General features: G+C 52.2%; 3 protein-coding genes. All 3 read left to right on the top strand.

Annotated features, from left to right (window positions below; translation table 11 throughout):
- Positions 1-1,112, top strand: a 1,112-nt coding sequence (locus A918_RS0103490; RefSeq protein ID WP_022709711.1) for an aminodeoxychorismate synthase component I, incomplete at its 5' end; no start/stop codon positions are given.
- Between the two features lie 3 nt (positions 1,113-1,115).
- The gene (locus A918_RS0103485) at positions 1,116-1,757 is read left to right on the top strand and encodes an aminotransferase class IV family protein (RefSeq protein ID WP_022709710.1); all 642 of its coding nucleotides are present in this window, start codon (positions 1,116-1,118) and stop codon (positions 1,755-1,757) included.
- Positions 1,758-1,969: 212 nt separating this feature from the next.
- Positions 1,970-2,291: hypothetical protein (locus A918_RS0103475; RefSeq protein ID WP_028233332.1), on the top strand; the 322-nt coding region annotated here is incomplete at its 3' end.

Genomic DNA, 2,291 nt, shown 5'->3' with positions numbered 1-2,291 from the left:
TGAACAGGCCGGAACAGCTGATTATTATTGAACAGGCTTCCGATTTTGAGGCAGGCTTTGCCGCGCTTGAAGCAGCGCATCGTCAGGGCAAATGGCTGGCAGGTTATTTCAGCTATGAGGCGGGTTTTCTGCTGGAGCCGAAGCTTGCTCCCCTGCTGCCGGAGGAACGCCGTGTTCCGCTGATTTGCTTTGGTGTCTTTAGTAAACCTCCGGCGGATATCCCTGCCGGAAACCGGAACAGTGGCACCAATGCGTATCTTTCTGATTTTCATGCCCATTGGTCGGAAACAGACTATCAGCAGCGTTTCGAACGCCTGCATCGTCATTTGCGTGAAGGTGATTGCTATCAGGGCAATCTGACATTTCCGATTTCAGCACGCTATCACGGTGAGCCTGAGGCGCTGTTTGCCGATCTCAGCAACCGCCAGCCTGTGCGTTACAGCGCATATGTTAATCTGACTGCGCAAGACAAGGCACCGCTTATTCTGTCGCGCTCACCGGAGCTGTTTTTTCAAATCGATAAAGACGGCTGGATAGAAACCCACCCGATGAAGGGCACCACGCCGCGCGGGGCAACACCACAAGAAGATGATGCCTTGCGCGATTTTCTGATCCATGACGAAAAAAGTCAGGCCGAAAACCGCATGATCGTGGATTTGCTGCGTAACGACATTTCGCTGATCAGCGAAGTCGGCAGCCTTTCTGTGCCGAAACTCTTCCATGTCGAGCGCTATCCGACGGTGCACCAGATGGTCAGCCATGTGCGGGCGAAGCTGTTGCCCGATCTCACTTTGCGGCAGATCTTTGCAGCTTTGTTTCCGTGCGGCTCGGTGACCGGCGCACCGAAAATCAGCGCTATGACGATTTTACACAAGCTTGAACAACAGGCGCGCGATATTTATTGCGGCTCCATCGGCTGGATCGCACCATCCGGCGAAATGCGTTTCAACGTCGCCATTCGCACCCTATCGCTCTATCCTGACGGAGAAGCAGTCCTCAATGTCGGCGGCGGTGTCGTCTATGATTCAACGGCAGAAGCGGAATATGCCGAGTGCCTGCTGAAAGCCCGCTATGCGACCGGTGAAAACACAGTCTCCGGCATCCGAGAGTGAAACATGCAAGACCTGAATTTTGGCCTGATCGAAACATTACGCTTTGAGCCTGCCAATGGTTTTCTGCGCCTTGAACAGCATTTACAGCGTCTGCAGCAATCCGCAACGCAACTCGGTTTTGTTTTTGATGAAGGTGCTATCCGTGCACAATTGCAAGCTCACGCAAACAGCACCCATGCCTTACGTGTCCGACTTTGCCTGACGGCAGACGGTACAGCAGACATCATCACCGCAATCTTTCAGCCTTTGCCGCCGCACATGATCTGGACACTGGCAATTGCCGAAACCCGTCTGAACAGCGCCGATGAGCTGCTGCGCCACAAAACAACACGCCGCACGGCCTATGAAGCCGCGCGGGCGGAATTTACACCGGAACAGGCTGATGAAGTTCTGCTTTGTAATGAAAAAGGCGAGCTTTGCGAAGGCACGATAACTTCGCTCTTTGCGGATATGGGGGATGGTATATTGCTGACCCCGCCGCTGGAATGCGGGTTGCTGAATGGCGTTTTGCGGCAGGAACTACTGCAACAGGATAAAGCCAGAACTGCCGTTCTCACGCTTCAGCACTTGCAAAAAGCGCACCGGATTTTTGTCGGCAATTCTCTGCGCGGCATGATACGAGCGCATTTAGCCGATGCATTCTGATATCAGCCGCTCTTTAAATTACACCATTATAAAATATAATGTTTTTGCTGTCTGAGGCCAACAAAACCGCTCCACACACAAAGATGTGAGGTAAAAAAGCAACAGATACAAGGCTCTTCATGGTTAAGGAACCTATAAAGCTCTTGTATTTGCCCGCATTTACATACATCAAATTATTATAAAATTTTGCAGAATCCCGGGAGAGCTCGCTTATGAAAACATTCCGCACGGCCGCATCCCTTTGTCTGGCTGCCACACTCGCTGCCTGTACCACATACGGACCAGTCAATGGCGGCGGCGGCAACACCATGCCGACCCGTCCGGCTAATGCCGGTATTGATGGTGGCTGGGTCGATGCCAATGGCATTACATCGAATTTCAACGGCGGCGTTTTTGAAACCCGCACAACTGACACCAATGAAAAGCTGGCAGAAGGTAATTACCGTTACCTGTCACCGCGTTTGGTGGAAATTGATATGCGTTCGATCGTACGCGGCACCACATCCAAAGTGAATTGTGCACAGGTTACTCCGT

Source organism: Pseudochrobactrum sp. AO18b (genome assembly GCF_000409565.1).
Taxonomy (GTDB): Bacteria; Pseudomonadota; Alphaproteobacteria; order Rhizobiales; family Rhizobiaceae; genus Pseudochrobactrum; species Pseudochrobactrum saccharolyticum.
The sequence above is the reverse complement of the archived record's forward strand: the minus strand, read 5'-3'. Positions and strand labels throughout refer to the sequence as shown.